Source organism: Pseudomonas fluorescens (assembly GCF_902497875.1).
Taxonomy (GTDB): domain Bacteria; phylum Pseudomonadota; class Gammaproteobacteria; order Pseudomonadales; family Pseudomonadaceae; genus Aquipseudomonas; species Aquipseudomonas fluorescens_BR.
Window position 1 is genome coordinate 1 of sequence record NZ_CABVHY010000059.1, and the last position, 18,498, is coordinate 18,498.

An 18,498-nucleotide genomic window follows, 5' to 3' on the forward strand; every position below is an offset into this window, starting at 1 on the left:
ATGGCGTCGAGGTCCAAGTGGTTGGTCGGCTCATCGAGCAACAACAGATCTGACGGACACATCAGTGCCTGCGCCAGGTTCAGACGCATTCGCCAGCCACCGGAGAAATCACCGACCTGGCGATCCATCTGCTCGTTGGTGAAGCCCAGACCTGCCAGCAGCTTGCGCGCCCGGGCATCGGCGGTGTAACCGTCGGCGCTATCGAGTTCGGCGTGCAGGCGCGCCTGAGCGGCACCGTCATGGGCCGCTTCGGCGTCGGCCAGCTCACGCTGCACCTCGCGCAGGCGCAGGTCGCCATCGAGCACATAGTCGACCGCTACCCGCTCAAGGGTGTCGACCTCCTGGCGCATATGGGCGATACGCCAGTCCGCCGGCAGGAAGCAGTCGCCCGAGTCAGGGGTCAATTCCCCCTGGAGCAAGGCGAACAGGCTGGATTTACCGGCGCCGTTGGCACCGATCAGGCCGGCTTTGTGACCGGCGTGCAGGGTCAGCTCGGCGTCTTCTAGCAGACGTTGCGGGCCACGCTGTAATGTTAGGCTTTGAAGTCGGATCATAATGGCGGCGGAGTCTACCAGCTTCGCTCGCAACTGGCGCGAGAAGGAATATGTCCTCTGACCTGTGGAGCTCTACCCTGACGACCTACGCCCGACCCGGCGTCGAACGGGCCTGCCTGGAACTGCAGAGTGCGGGCGCCAATGTCTGCCTGCTGTTGTGCGCGGTCTGGCTTGGCCAGCGTGGCGTGGTCTGCAATGCCCAACGTCTGCAGCAGCTGCAGTTACTGGCCGGCCCCTGGCATGACGATGTCGTGCAACCCCTGCGGCAACTGCGCCAGCAATGGCGCTCGGCGGCCCTTGAGGATGTGCAACTGACTATTCTGCGCGAACAGGTCAAGGCGCTTGAGCTCGAAGCGGAGCGACAGTTGTTGTTGCGACTGGAGACGACGGCACGAGACTGGCCAGAAGAGGAGGCAAAGGATTTGCCAGCCTGGCTGGAAGGAGTGGCGGTACAAGCCACCACCCTGAACCGCGACGCGCTGAATGAACTGCGCGTCGCGGTAACCGGGGCTTAGGAAGCGCTGGTTGGGGTGATGCTGCTCGCAGAGGCTGCTGGCGTTGTTACAGGCGACGCTGCAGGCGTGCTCGCAGTCGGTGCCGGCGATGCTGCTGGCGCTGGAGTCGCAGGCTTGGCCGCGACAGCAGCTGTTGCTGGCTTAGCGGCGACCGGCTTTTTCACGGCGGGTTTGGCTGCCGGCCTGGCAGCAGGTTTGGCGGCGGGTTTCGCTGCTGCCGGTTTGGCTGCAGCAGGTTTCGCTGCCGGTTTTGCTGCGGCTTTGGCAGGTGCTTTAGCGGCAACCGGTTTCGCCGCGGCAGATTTGGCCGCTGGTTTTGCAGCAGCGGTTTTAGCCGCTGCAGGTTTGGCTGCTGGCTTGGCCGTCGCAGGTTTCGCGGCAGCAGTTTTGGCTGCTGGTTTGGCTGCCGTCGCTTTCGCCGCAGCGGGTTTGGCCGCAGCAGTTCTAGCAGCAGGCTTGGCCGCCGGTTTTGCCGCGGTGGATTTAGCGGCGGGTTTGGCCGCGACCGGTTTTTTCACCGCCGGTTTTGCAGCAGGTTTGCTGGCTGCTTTAACCGGAGCCTTGGCAGCTGGTTTGGCCGCGGCTTGTGCCGGAGCCTTGGCCGGCGCTTTGGCAGCAACCGGTTTGGCCGCGGGCTTCTTCGCCGGGGCAGCGGCAGGCTTGGCGGAACGCAGGGTCAGCACCTTGCCGACAGCTTCTTTCACTCGACCAACACCTTGCGCCAGTTTCAGGCTTTCCTGGGCATCGCGCTTGAGTTGAAGAATGTAGCTGCGGGTTTCGGATTGACGATCCTTGAGCGCATCCAGCAGCTCTTCAAGTTCCTTCACTGCGCCCTTGGCTTTGGCTTGTGCCTTGGCCTTGCCGGCCGATGCCGCGCTCTGCAGTTTGGTGCGTGACTTGTGGAGTTTTTCTTGGGCTTTTCCGCGTTGTTTTTCCAGCTTGGCGAGCAGTTTTTCAGCATCAGCCAAGGCTTGGGAGCAGGCGTTTTCCAAATGCTCGAGCAGGCTGCCCGAGAGCTGTTGGAGTAAATGCAACGGAGTATTTACAGGCTTCTTATTGGCCGACATGGTTTACCTCCTGGCTTACGTTATTGCGGCTCATACTAGACCTCTGCTGCTACCGCCGCTAGGGCATGTTGACAGTATCGAAAGCTCTACGTTGCAGTAGATTGAAAATGTTCTTCGTGGCGTTGAAATCAGCGAAGCCGCCAACGCGTTCGCACTGGCATAATCCCTCGCATCTCAGGCCGGAGCGTGCCCATGTCGCGTTATCTTTTTTTATCCTTGTGGCTGTTTTTTTCCCTGGCCCAAGCTGCTGAAAAATCCACGGAAAATGACTCCCGCGATCTCGCTTACAGCCTTGGCGCCAGCCTCGGCGAACGCTTGCGCCAAGAGATTCCCGATCTGCAAATTCAAGCGTTGCTGGAAGGTTTGCAACAGGCTTATCAAGGCAAGCCGCTGGCACTCAAAGATGAACGGATCGAACAGATTCTTGCCGAGCATGAGAAGCGGGCCGCAGAGAAATCCGGCCGGCCGCACAGTGAGATCGCCCTCGAAGCGCAGAGCCGTTTTCTTTCAGCTGAAAAAGCCCGACCAGGCGTTCGTGAATTGGCGGATGGAATTCTGCTGACCGAGTTGACTCCAGGCACCGGTCCAAAGGCGGGCCCGAATGGCAGCGTCCAGGTTCGCTACATCGGTCGCCTGCCCGATGGCACGGTGTTCGATCAGAACAATCAGGCGCAGTGGTTTCGCCTCGACAGCGTGATCAATGGATGGCGCAGCGCATTGCCGCAAATGCCCACCGGGGCGAAGTGGCGGCTGGTCATTCCTTCGGCCCAGGCGTACGGCGCCGATGGCGCGGGTGACTTGATTGCGCCCTACACCCCACTGGTGTTCGAAATCGAGTTGCTCGGCGTCGCTGGCTGAGTCAAAGCCCAAACGAAAAACGGCGCGCATAGCGCACCGTTTTTTGATGATCTTTTTCGCCTAAGCGAATACTCAGGCTTGAGCCGGAGCCTCTTCCTTGTGAGCCGTGTGCAGCACTTCGATCAGGCAATCTTCCAGTTCGAAGCGTTCGTGCAACAGACCGCCCAACTCTTTGAATTTTTCCGCGACACACTTTCCTGCGTCACAGAGATCGTTGAACGCCAGCAGCTTCTCGGTGATCACATCAATGCGCGGGTAAATCGTCTCGGCCAACTCCAGCCCACGGGTGTCGCCAAAAGCCTTGGCTTCGCCGGTCAGCTGTTCGTAGATCTCGAAATGCCCGGCCGAAACATAATCAACCAGGACCCCGCAGAATTCCTGCAATGGCTTTCGGTTCTCGCCCAGCGCTTCTGGCTTGGCGCCGAGAGCATCATAGGCCCGAACCAGTTCGTGACGCTCCTGCAACCAGCGATCGATCAGCAGATGCACTCCACCCCAACGTTCTTGAGCATTCTGACAACTTTCGAGCATGGTCTCTCTTCCCTTATGGGTCGTGCCGCCCTACACCCGCCGCAAGACTTGAATGATCAAGATTCGGCCAAGCAGGACACCACTGAACAACATAATTCCAATAACACGTGCGGGCCAGATTATGCCCGCGCGACAACTGCTTCAAGGTACGCAGGAGATAAAGTTCATACAAGCGTTTAATCTCCAATGGTATAGCCGTGCCACAATCATCCCTTGACCGCTATCCAGCCGGTGGAGCGCAGGAGCTGCAGCAGCTGAAAAATGCCCAGGCTGATCATCCCGACGAAGAACAGCAGGCTCCACTCAGGGATGCTCATATCAAACAACGTCCATGAAATTCGTGTGCATTCAGCACTTCCCTGGAAGACCTGTGTCAGCGCACAACGCCAGGACATAGTGCCCAGCAGGTACTCCAGGCCAGGCGAACAGGCCAGCCAGCGTTCCACAGGCTCATTTTGCAACAGCACATGGCGCCATGCAGTGACCATCCCGGCCAGACAACTGACTATGTTCAACAGCCAATACACGTAACAACCCGTGCGTTTTGGCCCATGCAAGGTTGCGATCAGGCAAACCGCCGCAAACAGGACCAAAAAGAACCGCTGCACCGTACACAAGGGGCAGGGTTCGAGCCCGACCACATATTCCAGATACAACGAGGCACCCAAGGCCAGCGCACCTGCGGTAAACGCCATGAAGAACAAGGAGCGTGAGCGGGCCAAAAACATGGCTTATCCGTAACAGAAGAGACAGGCAGTTACGGTAGAGGAAAGCGCGCAACCCTTACAAGGCGGGCTTTAGCGGACACGTCCTCAATACTGTAGGGAATTGCCGACAGAAACAAGGAGATCAAATGTAGTCCCGCGTAGGACTCAGGCCAGAGGGAAACAATGCGCGGAAAACTCCGGCACTTCTGAAGTGGCCGGCCCCACCCTGACAGGAGAGCCAGCCATCCACAGTTCTGCTTACACGCGAGCCGGTACGGGCAGAGGCGAGGCCAGCAAGCGTTCGTCCAACAGCCCCAGGCCTTCCTGAAACAGCTGATTGCTGCGCTCGGTATCACCCAACTGGGCCAGCAAGCGCGCGAGCTCGGCGCACGCTTCCGGATTGCGCTGCAGCCGCAAGCTGTTCTCCAGGTAGTCCTTTGCCTTGCCCCACAGGCTGCTCTGCAAACACAGGCGCCCCAGGGTCAGCAGCAGGCTCGGATCCGCCGGGTGATCTTTCAACCAACCCTCGGCGAGGTGCAATTGCCGCGAAGGATCACCGCCACGAAGCAGTCCGTAAAGCCGGACCAGATGACTATCGTATTGGCGCTTGAGGGCTGCGCGCAGGACCTCCTCGGCCTCGACCTCGGCACCCAGTTGCCGCAGTTGTTCGGCGTAGGCCAGCACCAATTGCGGCTCCTGACGCTGAGCGGCAGTGAGTTGCTGCCAGGCACGATTGAGCGATTGCAGGCCCGCCGTGTCGTCTTCTTCCCGTCGAGCCGCCAATGTGAGGTTTTCACCCCAGGCTCTGCGTTCCAGTTCGGTCAGCTCGCTGGGTGGCAGAACCTTGTCCTTGCGCAATTCCGGCAGCAGATGGATCACCGCCGACCAATCGCCGCGCTGCTGATGCAGGCGCTGCAACTGGCGCAGCACCTGAACACTGCGCGGATGACGCTCATGCATGGTTTCCAGCGTGACCAGGGCGCCGTCGGTATCACCGCGATCGATCTGCAACTGGGCGTGACTCAAAGCGATCGCCAGCTCGGCCTGAGGCTGACGCTCAAGGGCCCGCTCCAGCAGGTTGTCACATTCGTCATAAAGACCCTGTTCGTTCGCCGCCCGCGCAGCGCCCAGGTAATACAGCAACGGTTGGGGCTCGGCTTCGGCAGCCCGGTGCAGGTGGCGCTGCGCGCTGGCCCAACGGCCTTCGGCGAGATCCATCTGGCCATGCTCGATAGCCAGTTGCACGCGGCGACTGCGGTTGCGTCGCGACCAGGGATTGACCACGCCACCCGACGTCGTCAGCAATTCGATCAGCAGCTTCACCCCCCAGACCACCAGCCAGATGATCGCCAGCAGTGCCAGGGTCGCCCACAGGCTCGACTCATAACGAAAGCTCTTGTAGGCAATCAGCACATAGCCGGCGTGCTCGGCGATGGCCAGCCCCAGCAACGCTGCGGCGGCAATGACCAGGAACAAAATCACGTAGATGCGTTTCATGGGCTGGTCTCCTGCTCGGTGTTCGCGGCAGGTTTGGCAGAGGTATTCACCGACTCCTCGACACTCGGAGTGCGTCGTTCCAGATAGGCCTGGACAGTGCTCAAGGTCGACGTCAGATCAGGGGTAATCACTGTCACCGGTTGCTTGCTCAGCTCACCGACCCGCTCAAGCATCAATTTGCTTTGCGGGTTGTCCTGATTGAAGTTGCTTTTGAGGACATCCCGCGCCTCGGCCAGGGCCTGGGTATACACCGCCGCCTGCCCATTGAGCGCAGCCCATTGCGCCTGTTCGAGCGCCAGGCTGAGTGCCAGCCGGACTTGAATCAGGCTCTGCCCCGCCAGTAATGGCCGGATATTCTTGCCGGCATTGAAGTCGATGCGGATGTACCGCGAGATTTCATCCCACCACTGCGCCCAGCGACTGGCACCGTCGCCATCGGCTGTCAGACCCAGCAGCGACTCGCCACGGTCCTGATACTCCGGCGCCAGCGCGCTGAGTTCGACCACCTGATCGCGCAAGGCCCCCAGTTGCAGGAACAGCCCGGTACGGTCCGGCTGCTCGGTACTGCGCAGTGCCGCCAGGCTTTTTGCCAACTGCTCGCGGGCGGCGAAGGATGCAGGGTCATTCTGTTCGCGGAGGATCTCATCGGCGCCTTGCACCAGGGCGTGGGCGCTGCTGATGTCCTGCAGTGCCGACAGACGCAGGCTGGCCAGACGCAGCAGGTGTTCGGCTTCGGCCAGGCGCCAGTCCTTGCGGCTGGCTCCCAGCACCGTTTCGAGTCGCTGATTCAAGCGTTGCTGATCACCTTGCAACTGCGCCACCAGACGCCGCCGATCTTCCAGCTCCTCGGCGGCCGGCAATTGCTCCAGTCGCGCCGTCAGCCGTTGCTCGTTGAGCTTGAGGGTCTGGGCTTGATCGCCGAGTGCTTGCAACTGCCCCAGCTGTTGCTGGTTATTGGTTTGCAGGCTGCGAACCTGCCAAACCCCCCAACCGCCAACAGCGACTCCCGCTGCTCCCAGCAACAAGGCCAGAATCACCAACCCATTGCCCCGGCGTTGCGGGGCGGCGGTCGCAGGTTCAGCCGGCGCTTCGAACGCTGGCTGGACTTCATCTTTAGGCAAGGTTGTTTCGCTCACGTATCCATCCTTTGCGTTAGAGAACGGGCACGGGGTGCTCCCGTAACGCCGTCAGCAAAGCCGCGGCACTGGCGCCGCGACAATCCACAACTGTTTGGGCGCCAGCAGCACGCGCCATCTCGGCGACCCGAGGGCTTGGTACAAACAATGGCAACCGCGCCAACTCGGACCAGGCCGGGCCTGCCAATTGATGCAGGTGCTCAAACCCCTGCCCACTGCTGACCACCAGGCCGTTCAAGCGTTCCGCGGCAATCCGCGCAGGCAGGTCCGCCGACGCATACTGCGGCAGGCAGCGACGGTAGAGTTCCAGATAATCGACACTAGCACCTTGCTCGCGTAAACGCTCAGCCAGCAGCTCGCGCCCGCCCTCACCGCGCATGATCAAAACCCGCGCACCCGGCCGCGCGATGGCCTCGCGCAACTGCGGCAGCTCAAGCAAGGCTTCGCTGTCATCGCCCGCCTGGGGGTTGCTCACATCAAGACCGTAATCGGCGAGAATCTGTGCGGTGGCCGCGCCCACACTGAACCAGCGCTGGATCGGCGGCTGCGGCCAGTACTGGTCGAGCAGATCCACACCCAGCCGGGCAGCAGGCTTGCTGACCACAATCACCGCACAGTAGCGATCCAGGTCGAGAATCGTCGCGCGCTGAGCCTCGCAAACCGGCAGCGCTTCGATTTCCAGCAACGGCAGACTGCTACTGAAAACGCCGACCTCAGCCAGGACCGTGGCCAGCGCTGCCGACTCTTCCGTCGGCCGAGTCAGCAGCAGACGCCAGCCCTTCACTCTTCGTCGGCCTCGCCGTAGACCCTTTGCAGAATTGCATCGGCCCCTTGAGCCAGCAGGTCTTCAGCCACTTGCACACCCAGTGCCGCCGCCGCGCTTTGTGGGCCTCGGGCCTCGGCGCTCAGCAACAAACTGCCATCCGGATCTCCGACCAGGCCGCGTAACCAGATCTGCTCACCTTCCAGCACCGCATAGCAGGCGATCGGTACCTGGCAGCCACCATTGAGGTGCTTGTTCAGCGCACGTTCGGCAGTCACCCGAGTGGCAGTGTCCTGATGGTGCAGAGGCGCGAGCAAGGCATGAATCCCGGTATCGGCGCTACGGCATTCGATACCGACTGCGCCCTGGCCACCAGCTGGCAGACTGTCGTCGACACTGATCGAGGAGCTGATGCGATCTTCGAAGCCCAGGCGAATCAAGCCGGCGGCCGCCAGAATGATTGCGTCGTACTCGCCGGCATCCAGCTTGGCCAGACGGGTATTGACGTTGCCGCGCAGGAAGCGGATCTGCAGATCCGGACGGCGGGTCAGTAACTGCGCCTGGCGACGCAGGCTGGAGGTACCGACCACGCTGCCCTGGGGCAGCTCATCGAGACTGGCGTAGGTATTGGAGACGAAAGCATCGCGCGGGTCTTCGCGCTCGCAGATGCAGAACAGACCGAGCCCTTCGGGGAAGTCCATCGGCACGTCTTTCATCGAATGCACGGCAATGTCGGCCTGGTCTTCAATCAGAGCGGTTTCCAGCTCTTTGACGAACAGGCCCTTGCCACCGATTTTCGACAGCGGAGAGTCAAGCAGCTTATCGCCACGGCTGACCATGGGCACCAACGTCACGACCAGGCCGGGGTGGGCTTCTTCCAGGCGGGCTTTGACGAATTCGGCCTGCCACAAGGCCAGGGCACTTTTGCGGGTAGCGATGCGAATTTCGCGAGGGGACATGGATCAATCCGTACTGAATAGATACGGGAGATAATAACAGCTCAGGCAAATCAGCTTTGACTTGAATCAGAAAGTGCGTGGCCTCCCTGGCCTCGCATACTGGGCAACCGGCAGTGAATTGCGCATGCAGGCGCCGGACTAAAGCTGCTGCATCATCTTGCGGACGCCGGCTACATGGCGTCGACTGACAATCAGCGCATCGCCGTTGAGGCCCTTTAGAAACAGCTGAAAATGCCCCAAGGGCGTACGCTGCAGGCGTTCGATTCGCTCGCGAGCCACCAGGGCATTGCGATGAATACGCACGAAACGGTCGCCGAATTCATCCTCGAGCGCCTTGAGCGGTTCGTCCAGCAGGACTTCGCCGCCTTCATGGCGCAAGGTCACGTATTTGTGATCGGCGATGAAATAGACCACCTGATCCAGGGGGATCAGCTCGATGCCTTTACGGGTTCGTGCGCTGATATGACTGCGTGGACCGTTGCCACTTTCTGCTGCCGGACGGGTCAGGGCAGCGAGCTGGATACGGTTGGGGCGCTCAGCCTTTTTCAGTGCTTCAAGCAATTGCTCGGCGCGTACCGGCTTGACCAGGAAGCCCACGTCACTGATCTGCAAAGCTTCCAGGGCAAATTCATCATGGGCGGTGCAAAACACCACCGCCGGCGGTGCCTCGCGTTCGCACAGTCGAGCAGCGACCTGCAAGCCGTCGAGGCCAGGCATGCGGATGTCGAGCAGCACGACATCCGGCTTGAGGCTGTCGATCAAGGCCAACGCCTCTTCGCCATTGGTGGCGCTGGGCTCCAGGACATTGTATCCCTCGAGGTCGCTGACCATACGGCTCAGTCTCTCGCGGGCCAGGGGTTCGTCATCAACGATCAGGACATTCATATTGCGCTGGATTCCTGCGTGAGTCTCGCACAAGGATAGCGTAGACAGGTGACGTGACATCCGTCACGACGATCCACGCTAAGAGTAGCGCGAGGGCCAAAAAGTGCCCCGAGTCGGGAACCTATATTTACCAGTGCCTGCCGATTATCGTTCCAAGCCCGTTCTGGCGCGGCATCATCGTAGGGATTGCTGATACACAATACGCATACCCCCTCTTTATAGCTGGCTTCTACTCTGAATACATCGCCGTCGATTCGCGGCGCGACTTTATGGATCAGAGCGTTTGTAACCAAGGCTGCACGGTCAGTTGATGGACAGGTAAATCGTCTGAATTTTCGCTGACCCCTAGTGCAACTGTAGACGCTCGCCAAGACGATATTGCTCAATCGAAAAATATCCTTTCACCTGCACCCGCTCATAACGCCAGAGCATCAGGTTCGCGCCCTTGTTCAACGTCCGGCCTCACAGCCCCAGTCTCTGCGCGCAGGGGTTCCACGGCAAGGCGCCAGGCAACGCATGGAGAAATAAAAACCTGCCGACCAGTGTCAGCGCCAGCCATGGCAACCCTGTTATTATCCGCGACAACTTTTCACGCCATCTTCCTTCAGCAGATCACGAGCGAATTCATGAGCACTGACAAGACCAATCAGTCCTGGGGCGGCCGCTTCAGTGAACCCGTCGACGCCTTCGTCGCCCGCTTCACCGCCTCCGTCACTTTCGACCAGCGCCTGTATCGCCACGACATCATGGGTTCGATTGCCCACGCCACGATGCTGGCCAAGGTCGGCGTTCTGACCGATGTCGAGCGCGACAGCATCATCGACGGTCTGAAGACCATCCAGAGCGAAATCGAAGCCGGTACGTTCGATTGGCGCATCGATCTGGAAGATGTGCACATGAACATCGAAGCCCGTCTGACTGACCGCATCGGCGTCACCGGCAAAAAGCTGCACACCGGCCGTAGCCGCAACGACCAGGTAGCGACCGATATCCGCCTGTGGCTGCGCGATGAGATCGACCTGATCCTGGCGGAAATTACCCGCCTGCAAAAAGGCCTGCTGGAACAAGCCGAGCGCGAAGCCGGCACCATCATGCCCGGCTTCACTCACCTGCAAACCGCGCAACCCGTGACCTTCGGCCATCACTTGCTGGCCTGGTTCGAAATGCTCAGCCGCGATTACGAGCGCCTGGTGGATTGCCGCAAGCGCACCAACCGCATGCCACTGGGCAGCGCCGCACTGGCGGGCACCACCTACCCGATCGATCGCGACCTGACTTGCAAGCTGCTGGGCTTTGACGCCGTCGGTGGCAACTCCCTGGACAGCGTTTCCGATCGCGACTTCGCCATCGAATTCTGCTCCGCGGCGAGCATCGCGATGATGCACCTGTCGCGCTTCTCCGAAGAGTTGGTGCTGTGGACCAGCGCGCAATTCCAGTTCATCGATTTACCTGACCGCTTCTGTACCGGCAGTTCGATCATGCCGCAAAAGAAAAACCCTGACGTGCCAGAACTGGTGCGCGGCAAGAGCGGTCGGGTGTTTGGCGCACTGATGGGCCTGCTGACCTTGATGAAAGGCCAACCTCTGGCTTACAACAAGGACAACCAGGAAGACAAGGAACCGCTGTTCGACGCCGCCGACACCCTGCGCGATTCGCTGCGGGCCTTTGCCGACATGATCCCGGCGATCAAACCCAAGCCCGCCATCATGCGTGAAGCGGCGCTGCGCGGCTTCTCCACCGCCACCGACCTGGCCGACTACCTGGTGCGCCGTGGCCTGCCATTCCGTGACTGCCACGAAATCGTCGGTCACGCTGTGAAGTACGGTGTGGACAGCGGCAAGGACCTGGCGGAAATGAGCCTGGAAGAGTTGCGCAAGTTCAGCGACCAGATCGAGCAGGACGTGTTTGCCGTACTGACCCTGGAAGGTTCGGTCAATGCCCGTGACCACATTGGTGGTACGGCGCCGGCGCAGGTCAAGGCTGCAGTTGCTCGGGGCCAGGCGTTGTTGGCCAGCCGCTAAACCGCTAAAAGCATCGCGAGCAGACGAACGTCGCCCGGCTCTTCCCACAGGGATCACGCTGAACCTTGTGGGAGCGAGCTTGCTCCGGGCGGCGTTCCGACGATGACTGACTCGAAAACGCTACAAGACCTACTTCTTACCCGCAACCATCGCCAGAAACTGCGGCATCGCTGCGTCCTTGTCAGCCGCAATCCGCTGCACATTCGGATTCTGTTCCAGCTGTTTCAACAGCGCCTTGGCCTGTGGGAAGTCAGCCAACAGATCGACATCGAACAGTTTCTTGCCCACCGCACAGGCCAGCGGCACGCTGTACAGAAAGTACAGATCCGCGATACTCAGCGTTTCACCCGCCACGTAAGGGGCGAACTTGCCGTGCCTGCCCAGGGAGGCAACACCCAGCAGCAACTCGGCTTGGGTCTTGTCCTTGATCACGTCCGGCACCTTCATGCCGAAAAACGCCTCGGCGTAACAGGCGCGAGCCGGCAACTCGATGTACAGCTCAATTTCCTTGGCCAGTGCCAGCACCTGGCTGCGCTGGAACGGATCGCTCGGTAGCAGCGCCGGGCCTGCCTGGGTTTGCTCGAGGTACTCGAGGATTACACTGGTTTCATTAATGAACCCTTGCTCGACACCCAATACCGGGACCTTGCCCCTCGGGCTGATGGCAAGTGCTTCCGGGCTTTGACCCGCATAAAACGGCACTTCTTCAAACGGCAGTCCCTTCTCCAGCAACGCCAGCTTGACCATGTTGTAGTAGTTGCTGACGGAAAATCCATAAAGCTTGAGCATCACAAAGCCTCCAGGCCGTGTAGGGGTTGGCAGCGCCAGTTATAGAACCTCGGGTGGAATCTGACCAGCAGCATCAAAACGCTGAATGCAGTTAAACTGACCGCCTTTCCTTGAGGAGCCTGCCATGAGCGAGCCCACCGATATCGACAACGACGAAGAAGACTTCACCGAAACCACGCTGATCGAAGCGATCGAGAACCAGATCGAAAGCGACAACCCGCCAGCAGCCAAGGCGACCCTCAACAAGCTGACCCTGGTCGGTTATGAGCGCGAAGAAATCCTGCAACTGATGGCCCACGTCCTGGCCGTCGAAATCGATGCGATTCTTGAAGAAGATCGGCCGTTCAATACCGAGTGGTACGAGGCTGCGTTGCGGGCTCTGCCAGAGCTGCCGCCAGAGAAGAAGTAGCTCCCCCCTCGCCACAGGTCGGCGGTGTATCAGATACACCGCGGACCCCAAAAGGTCGTCAATCAATCCGGCATTTCTCCAGACCCTGACTACACTGGTAACACCCCGCCGCCTCGCGATTCACGGGGTTGTCACGACAGCCTGCCACCCCAGGCAAAAAAAGCGCTCAGCGAACACTGGACAGCTCGCACAAGTGCGGTCACCTTAGGAGCGCTACCGTCTAATTCCTAGAAAGTCTGGAGTCCTTATGTCGCTTACCCCTGAGTTGGTTGCCGAACTGGAAATCCTTGCACTCTTCAACCTGGACAGTTCCCAGGAAGGCCTGAAAATCCATCAGACCGCTGCTCCTAAAGCCATCGCTGCCGCACAACGGCTGTTCGACAAAGAACTGATCACCCAAAACGATGGTGGTTATCTGACCAGCCTGGGTCGGGACGCCGCTCAGCATGTGCAAACCTTGCTGACCATCCTTACCGTTCAAGAAACCGCATAAGCACCCGCGCATCGCCCACGGGATCCCCTTTGATGGATTCCGCGGGCACACTTCGTCACGCCGATAAAAATTTGACGTCAAAAACAACATTCAGTTTAAAGGTCCAGACATTGAGGCTGTAAACTGCTTACCGCCCTGAGTCCTCCCACGTTCGAGCTCCGCGAGCCGGTTTGAGTTTGCAATGACCCGCACCCATGAAATCCGCCCCGATCTGAACGAGGGAATCGATCGCAAGGTTCTGATTCAGCTGCGCGCACGTTTTCTGAAGCTCAACGAAGGCCGCATGGCCCGAGCCATGGAAGGGTTGTCGCCACGCCAGCAAGTGGTGATGACCTTGCTGCCGCTGTTCTTTCACGTCAACCACCCGCTGTTGCCGGGCTATGTTTCAGGCAGCACGCCGGCAGGGCTGTCGAATTACGAACCTGACGGTCAGGCCCTCGCCGAAGCCCAGCGCCTGACCCGCTCTTTTTCCTACAAAGCTCGCCACGGCAATGCGCCGCGGCCGATCCATGGGCTGTTTCTGATGGGCAGCCTGGGCACTCTGGCCCAGGCCGACCAAAGCGACATGGATGTGTGGGTCTGCCACGCGCCGGACCTGAGCGAGAGCGAACTCGCCGAACTGCGCAAGAAATGCCAGCTGCTGGAAGCCTGGGCCGCGGGCCAGGGTGCCGAGGCGCACTTCTTTCTGATTGACCCGAGCCGCTTCGTGCGTGGCGAACGCGATACCCAGTTGAGCTCGGAGGACTGCGGCACGACCCAACACTACCTGCTCCTGGATGAGTTCTACCGCACCGCCATATGGCTGGCCGGACGCACCCCGCTGTGGTGGCTGGTGCCGGTGTATGAAGAGGCGCGTTACGACCAGTACACCCATACGCTGCTGTCAAAACGCTTTATCCGTGCCGATGAAACCCTTGATCTTGGTCACTTGGCACACATCCCGCCCGGCGAATTCATTGGTGCCGGGCTCTGGCAGCTGTACAAGGGTATCGAATCGCCCTACAAGTCGGTGCTCAAGCTGTTGCTGACCGAGGTCTATGCCAGCGAACACCCGCAGGTCAAATGCCTGAGCCTGCGCTTCAAGCAAGCGGTGTTCGCCAATCACCTCGATCTGGATGAGCTGGACCCCTATATCGTGGTCTATCGGCGTATCGAGGAGTACCTCAAGGCTCGCGGCGAGCCGGAACGCCTGGAGCTGGTACGCCGCAGCCTGTACCTGAAGGTCAACCGCAAGCTCACCGGCAACCCCGCCCAGCGCAACAACAGCTGGCAGCGCCTGTTGCTTGAGCGCCTGGCCCACGAATGGGGTTGGGACCAACGCCAGCTGGCAATGCTCGACAGCCGCAGCCAATGGAAAGTCCGCCAGGTCAGTGCCGAGCGCCGGGCACTGGTGAACGAACTGAACTACAGCTATCGCTTCCTGACTCAGTTCGCCCGCACCGAGCAAACCGCCAGCCTGATCACCAAGCGAGATCTCAATGTGCTCGGCCGACGCCTGTATGCAGCCTTCGAGCGCAAGGCCGACAAGATCGAGTTCATCAACCCCGGCATCGCCCCGGACCTGGCCGAAGACACCCTGACGCTGGTGCAATTGCCCTATCACAAGGCGCCGGGGCAAGCCCACTGGAGCCTGTACAACGGCAACCTGAACACTCTTGAGTGGGAGCATTTCTCGCCAATCAAGCGCAACCGTGGATTGTTGGAATTATTGACCTGGTGTCATCGCAACGGCGTGATCGACAGCAGCACCCGTCTCGCCCTGCACCCCGGCAGCAGCGACTTGAGCGAGTTCGAGCTGTTCAACCTGCTGGGCAGCCTGCAACAGACCATTGCCTTGCCGCTGACCTGTGTCGGCGAGGTCCAGTTGCTGCAGGCGAGTGTGCCAAGCGAAGTGCTGATTCTGGTGAATGTCGGGATCGATCCGCTCAAACACCATCGCGACCTGAATATCCTGATGACCACCGAGCGCACGGACTCATTGAGCTACGCCGGGGTCCGGGAGAATCTGGTACTGACCCTCGACCAGGTCACGCTCAACAGCTGGAACGAGGTATTGGTCAGCCACTACGACGGCGCGCACGCGCTGCTCGATTGTCTGCGCGATTACCTCAACAACCTGCCGAGCGGAGCACCGCAGCCCCGCTTGCGGGTTCGTTGCTTTAGCCATAACCGCGCCCAATTCATCGCCCGGCGAGTGGAAGAGATCTTCAATACCGCGCAGAAACTGCTGCTCGGCAAACTTAATCATCGTTACCTGTTTCAGGTCCAGCAGCACTATCACGTGCTGGAGCTGGTCCCGGGCCGGGTCAATCATGTGGCTCTGGACAACCTGCCGGCGCTGCTCGACTACCTCGGGGAAGAGCAACCACGTTACAGCCCGCTGCACCTTGATCCGATGGCGCTGGAGGAGCACGATCTGGCGCTGATCCTGCCCATGGGGCTGGCGGAGTGCATTCAGGTGTTCTTCCGGATCAACGAGTCCCAGGCCGAGCTGTATGTGCTGGATGAGTGCAACGCCCTGTGGCAGCAACGCGTGCCCTATCACGATGAGCAAAGCCTGCTGGTGCCACTGCAACGCTTCCTGCAATCGATTGTGTATCGTCGCGATGCGTTGTTGCCGCTGGATGCCACCCGGCCCATGGCGACCCTGGAAACCCGGTATTACCAACTGCTACCTTCCGGTAACGGGCGCGCTAGACGGGTAGAACCGCGCCCTGCCCCGCAAACGCTGGCGAACAAACCTTTTTATGACGTCCAGGCGATTATTGGCAAAGCCAAGCCTGGGCAGGTGCAGGTCACCCTGTATTGCGATCAGCGAGAGTTTTGCGAACTGGAGTACGGCGACCAGCTGTTTAGCGTGGTCGCCAAGGAGATCCTCGGGCAGCGCCGCGAAGCGGAACGCTACCGTTGCTACATCACCGATCTGGACCTGTCCGGTCTGCTCACGGATGTGCAAAGCCCAAGCAATCTTTACCTGCGATACAAGGCTGACCTGGAACGTGCGCTCAACGAGGCGCTCGATCAGGTCTGAGGCGAATCAGAACGTGCAGGCACCGCCATCCTTGGGCTGGAACTCGACCTCAAGCAGCTTCAACTTGAGGGTTTTGCCGCCGGGAGCCGGCCAGTCGATGTGTTGACCCGCCTGCAAGCCGAGCAGTGCACTGCCGACTGGCGCGAGAATCGAGATCTTGCCTTTGTCGGCATCGGCATCCTGTGGATAAACCAGGGTCAGGTGGTAGTCCTTGCCACTGCTTTCTTCACGGCAGTGCACACGGGAATTCATGGTAACGACATCCGCTGGGACTTCATCGTGACCAACCAGAGTTTCAGCGCGATCCAACTCGGATTGCAGCGCGATAACGCCCGGCAGCGAGTCGTCCAGGCTATCGATCAGGCGCTCGAGACGTTGCACGTCCAGGCGGGTAAGGATGATGGAAGGTGCGGTGCTCATGATCCAGGCAGACTCCTTTTTTCTGCACAAAAAAAGCAAAACCCCGCCAGAAAAAGGCGGGGTTTTCACGGGCCTCGATGAGTTGAGGCGTACCCGGACACTATCACAGCTCAATAAATATACAAGCGGGGAACAAATAGCTGCTGACGCGCTTTTGTGTAGGAGCTGGCGAAGCCTGCGATCTTTTGATCCTGCCTTTGGGGCTTTGCACTGAAATCGTGAGGAGCCCAAAAAGATCGTCCGAACGCGGCCCGAACCTGCGGCAGCTCCTACGGGTGGCTCGTGGCCTTGCGGTGTGCGGCTTCAGCGCAAATCACACGGCGCCGTTCGTCGTCGGCCGAGCGCCACTCGCGGATGTCTTCGACATGGCGAAAGCACCCCAGGCAGACTTTCTGCTCATCCAGACGGCAGACGCTGGTGCACGGCGAAGGCACGACCGGACTGACGTTGCTGTATAGCGGCTTGGCCGCACGCACCGGAGCAGGCTGCGTCACGACCTCAGAGACCTTCGAAATCAAGTTCCACATCGGCCTGCTCAAGCACGATGCGCTCCAGCATTTCACCCAGCTGCTCTTCGCTCTTGTCGCACATCCAGCGTTCGCTCTCTTCGTCATAGTCAAAGTGGAAACCACCGGAACGGGCGGCCAGCCACAGCTGACGCAAGGGCTCCTGACGGCTGAAGATCACCTGGCTGCCGTTTTCGAACTTGACGGTGAGCACACCGGCCGAGCTCTCAAGATCCACATCCAGTTCACTCTCATCGAAAATATCCTCCAGCGTCTGTTGGGTGGCATCGACCAGATCGTGGAAGCGGGCTTCAGTCAAACTCATTGCGGGAACCTCAAAAAGTGTCTACTTACGCTCAAGCGCCGCAAGATACGGGCGCATCCGACCGAATGCAAAGGATACTGATCAAGCGCCCGGCACGGGCATAAATTATCCGCCGAGGCACGCCAAACCCCCGCCGGACGGCCAGCCGCCTACATAGGCAAGCTGTCGGGTGGCCGGTATACTCCGGCGCAATTAACGCATTTTCAAGGATTTCGCCATGAAGCGCCTGATCTCTTCTCTTGCTGCGCTCGTCGCGGTTGCCTGCCTTGTGTCGGCCTGTGGCCAAAAAGGCCCGCTGTACCTGCCGGATGATAAACAAGATCCTGCAGAGCAGGCCAAATCGTCGCAAAAACCGTCGACATCCAAATCGCACAAGCACGACGTTTACTAAGGGAACTCCATGGACGCTTTTAACTACCGTGACGGTGAGCTGTTCGCGGAAGGTGTTGCTCTGTCCGCCATCGCCGAACGCTTTGGCACACCGACCTACGTCTACTCCCGCGCGCATATCGAAGCCCAGTACCTGGCTTACGCCGATGCGCTGGCCGGCATGCCGCACCTGGTCTGCTTCGCAGTCAAGGCCAACTCCAACCTGGGTGTACTGAATGTCCTGGCGCGTTTGGGCGCTGGTTTCGACATCGTTTCCCGTGGCGAGCTGGAACGTGTTCTGGCGGCGGGCGGCCAGGCTGACAAGATTGTCTTCTCCGGCGTCGGCAAGACCCGTGACGACATGCGCCGCGCGCTGGAAGTCGGCGTGCACTGCTTCAACGTCGAGTCGACCGACGAGCTGGAGCGCCTGCAAGTGGTGGCCGCGGAGCTCGGCGTTCGTGCGCCGATCTCGCTGCGGGTCAACCCGGACGTCGATGCTGGCACGCACCCGTACATTTCCACCGGCTTGAAAGAGAACAAGTTCGGCATCGCCATCGCCGACGCCGAAGACGTGTACATCCGCGCCGCGCAATTGCCGAACCTGGAAGTGGTCGGCGTCGACTGCCACATCGGTTCGCAGCTGACCACCCTGGCGCCTTTCAT

The 18,498-nt window shown here is 60.0% G+C and carries 21 protein-coding genes and 1 pseudogene; 8 read left to right on the top strand and 14 right to left on the bottom strand.

Features of this window, described 5'->3' with window-relative positions; translation table 11 throughout:
* Nucleotides 1-554 (bottom strand): ATP-binding cassette domain-containing protein (locus F8N85_RS32660; RefSeq protein WP_150807540.1); only part of this gene is annotated, 554 nt, incomplete at its 3' end.
* Nucleotides 555-604: 50 nt separating this feature from the next.
* Between F8N85_RS32660 and F8N85_RS32665 the strand changes: the two genes are divergently transcribed.
* Entirely contained in the window at nucleotides 605-1,069 is a 465-nt protein-coding gene (locus tag F8N85_RS32665) for a TIGR02444 family protein (protein WP_150806107.1), read from the top strand.
* Here the strand turns inward: F8N85_RS32665 and F8N85_RS32670 are convergent.
* The gene (locus F8N85_RS32670; protein WP_150807541.1) at nucleotides 1,066-2,136 is read right to left on the bottom strand and encodes an AlgP family protein; all 1,071 of its coding nucleotides are present in this window, start codon (nucleotides 2,134-2,136) and stop codon (nucleotides 1,066-1,068) included. The genes F8N85_RS32665 and F8N85_RS32670 overlap by 4 nt on opposite strands.
* Nucleotides 2,137-2,328: 192 nt before the next feature.
* Here F8N85_RS32670 and F8N85_RS32675 point away from each other — a divergent pair, with 192 nt between their 5' ends.
* Nucleotides 2,329-2,994, top strand: coding sequence for an FKBP-type peptidyl-prolyl cis-trans isomerase (locus tag F8N85_RS32675; RefSeq protein ID WP_150807542.1), 666 nt, complete (start codon nucleotides 2,329-2,331; stop codon nucleotides 2,992-2,994).
* A 72-nt stretch (nucleotides 2,995-3,066) separates the two neighbouring features.
* On the opposite strand, the gene rsd is transcribed toward F8N85_RS32675, so the two are convergent.
* From rsd to F8N85_RS35335, 8 genes and pseudogenes are all read right to left on the bottom strand, one after another.
* Nucleotides 3,067-3,525: a sigma D regulator gene (gene rsd, locus F8N85_RS32680; protein WP_150807543.1), complete on the bottom strand. Its 459-nt coding sequence runs from the start codon at nucleotides 3,523-3,525 to the stop codon at nucleotides 3,067-3,069.
* Nucleotides 3,526-3,731: 206 nt separating this feature from the next.
* Nucleotides 3,732-4,253: a disulfide bond formation protein B gene (locus F8N85_RS32685; RefSeq protein ID WP_150807544.1), complete on the bottom strand. Its 522-nt coding sequence runs from the start codon at nucleotides 4,251-4,253 to the stop codon at nucleotides 3,732-3,734.
* Between the two features lie 237 nt (nucleotides 4,254-4,490).
* Nucleotides 4,491-5,729, bottom strand: a complete 1,239-nt coding sequence (locus F8N85_RS32690; protein WP_150807545.1) for a heme biosynthesis protein HemY — start codon at nucleotides 5,727-5,729, stop codon at nucleotides 4,491-4,493.
* Complete coding sequence (locus F8N85_RS32695) at nucleotides 5,726-6,865, bottom strand: uroporphyrinogen-III C-methyltransferase (protein WP_150807546.1); 1,140 nt, start codon at nucleotides 6,863-6,865, stop codon at nucleotides 5,726-5,728. Before F8N85_RS32695 ends, F8N85_RS32690 begins: the two co-directional genes overlap by 4 nt.
* 16 nt (nucleotides 6,866-6,881) lie before the next feature.
* The gene (locus tag F8N85_RS32700; RefSeq protein ID WP_150807547.1) at nucleotides 6,882-7,649 is read right to left on the bottom strand and encodes a uroporphyrinogen-III synthase; all 768 of its coding nucleotides are present in this window, start codon (nucleotides 7,647-7,649) and stop codon (nucleotides 6,882-6,884) included.
* The gene (hemC, locus tag F8N85_RS32705; protein WP_150807548.1) at nucleotides 7,646-8,587 is read right to left on the bottom strand and encodes a hydroxymethylbilane synthase; all 942 of its coding nucleotides are present in this window, start codon (nucleotides 8,585-8,587) and stop codon (nucleotides 7,646-7,648) included. The genes F8N85_RS32700 and hemC overlap by 4 nt, the downstream gene beginning before the upstream one ends.
* A 138-nt stretch (nucleotides 8,588-8,725) precedes the next feature.
* On the bottom strand, nucleotides 8,726-9,472 hold the full coding sequence (locus F8N85_RS32710; protein WP_150807549.1) for a LytR/AlgR family response regulator transcription factor: 747 nt from the start codon (nucleotides 9,470-9,472) through the stop codon (nucleotides 8,726-8,728).
* Nucleotides 9,469-9,928: pseudogene (locus tag F8N85_RS35335) on the bottom strand (sensor histidine kinase); the annotation flags it as partial. The gene F8N85_RS32710 and the pseudogene F8N85_RS35335, both read right to left, overlap by 4 nt.
* A 170-nt stretch (nucleotides 9,929-10,098) precedes the next feature.
* Here F8N85_RS35335 and argH point away from each other — a divergent pair.
* Nucleotides 10,099-11,493 carry an argininosuccinate lyase gene (gene argH / locus F8N85_RS32715; protein ID WP_150807550.1) on the top strand — a complete coding sequence of 465 codons (1,395 nt, stop codon included), beginning with the start codon at nucleotides 10,099-10,101 and terminating at the stop codon, nucleotides 11,491-11,493.
* A 129-nt stretch (nucleotides 11,494-11,622) separates the two neighbouring features.
* Here argH and F8N85_RS32720 read toward each other — a convergent pair whose 3' ends face one another.
* Nucleotides 11,623-12,282 carry a glutathione S-transferase family protein gene (locus F8N85_RS32720; RefSeq protein ID WP_150807551.1) on the bottom strand — a complete coding sequence of 220 codons (660 nt, stop codon included), beginning with the start codon at nucleotides 12,280-12,282 and terminating at the stop codon, nucleotides 11,623-11,625.
* A 124-nt stretch (nucleotides 12,283-12,406) separates the two neighbouring features.
* Between F8N85_RS32720 and F8N85_RS32725 the strand changes: the two genes are divergently transcribed.
* From F8N85_RS32725 to F8N85_RS32735, 3 genes are all read left to right on the top strand, one after another.
* The gene (locus F8N85_RS32725; protein WP_150807552.1) at nucleotides 12,407-12,691 is read left to right on the top strand and encodes a hypothetical protein; all 285 of its coding nucleotides are present in this window, start codon (nucleotides 12,407-12,409) and stop codon (nucleotides 12,689-12,691) included.
* A 247-nt stretch (nucleotides 12,692-12,938) separates the two neighbouring features.
* Nucleotides 12,939-13,184: a TIGR02647 family protein gene (locus tag F8N85_RS32730; RefSeq protein WP_150807553.1), complete on the top strand. Its 246-nt coding sequence runs from the start codon at nucleotides 12,939-12,941 to the stop codon at nucleotides 13,182-13,184.
* 181 nt (nucleotides 13,185-13,365) lie between these two features.
* Nucleotides 13,366-16,215 (top strand): class I adenylate cyclase, encoded by a 2,850-nt coding sequence (locus tag F8N85_RS32735; protein WP_150807554.1) that lies wholly within the window; start codon nucleotides 13,366-13,368, stop codon nucleotides 16,213-16,215.
* 6 nt (nucleotides 16,216-16,221) lie between these two features.
* Here the strand turns inward: F8N85_RS32735 and rnk are convergent, their stop codons facing one another.
* The 3 genes from rnk to cyaY all read right to left on the bottom strand — a co-directional run bounded on the left by rnk (nucleotide 16,222) and on the right by cyaY (nucleotide 17,466).
* Nucleotides 16,222-16,635: a nucleoside diphosphate kinase regulator gene (rnk, locus tag F8N85_RS32740; RefSeq protein WP_150807555.1), complete on the bottom strand. Its 414-nt coding sequence runs from the start codon at nucleotides 16,633-16,635 to the stop codon at nucleotides 16,222-16,224.
* A 269-nt stretch (nucleotides 16,636-16,904) separates the two neighbouring features.
* The gene (locus F8N85_RS32750) at nucleotides 16,905-17,129 is read right to left on the bottom strand and encodes a DUF1289 domain-containing protein (protein WP_150803744.1); all 225 of its coding nucleotides are present in this window, start codon (nucleotides 17,127-17,129) and stop codon (nucleotides 16,905-16,907) included.
* Nucleotides 17,130-17,133: 4 nt separating this feature from the next.
* Nucleotides 17,134-17,466 carry an iron donor protein CyaY gene (gene cyaY, locus F8N85_RS32755; protein WP_150803745.1) on the bottom strand — a complete coding sequence of 111 codons (333 nt, stop codon included), beginning with the start codon at nucleotides 17,464-17,466 and terminating at the stop codon, nucleotides 17,134-17,136.
* Nucleotides 17,467-17,683: 217 nt separating this feature from the next.
* On the opposite strand from cyaY, the gene lptM reads away from it, so the two are divergent.
* Together lptM and F8N85_RS32765 are read left to right on the top strand one after the other, a co-directional pair.
* The gene (gene lptM / locus F8N85_RS32760) at nucleotides 17,684-17,857 is read left to right on the top strand and encodes an LPS translocon maturation chaperone LptM (protein WP_150803746.1); all 174 of its coding nucleotides are present in this window, start codon (nucleotides 17,684-17,686) and stop codon (nucleotides 17,855-17,857) included.
* A 9-nt stretch (nucleotides 17,858-17,866) separates the two neighbouring features.
* Nucleotides 17,867-18,498: diaminopimelate decarboxylase family protein (locus F8N85_RS32765; protein WP_191636313.1), on the top strand; the 632-nt coding region annotated here is incomplete at its 3' end.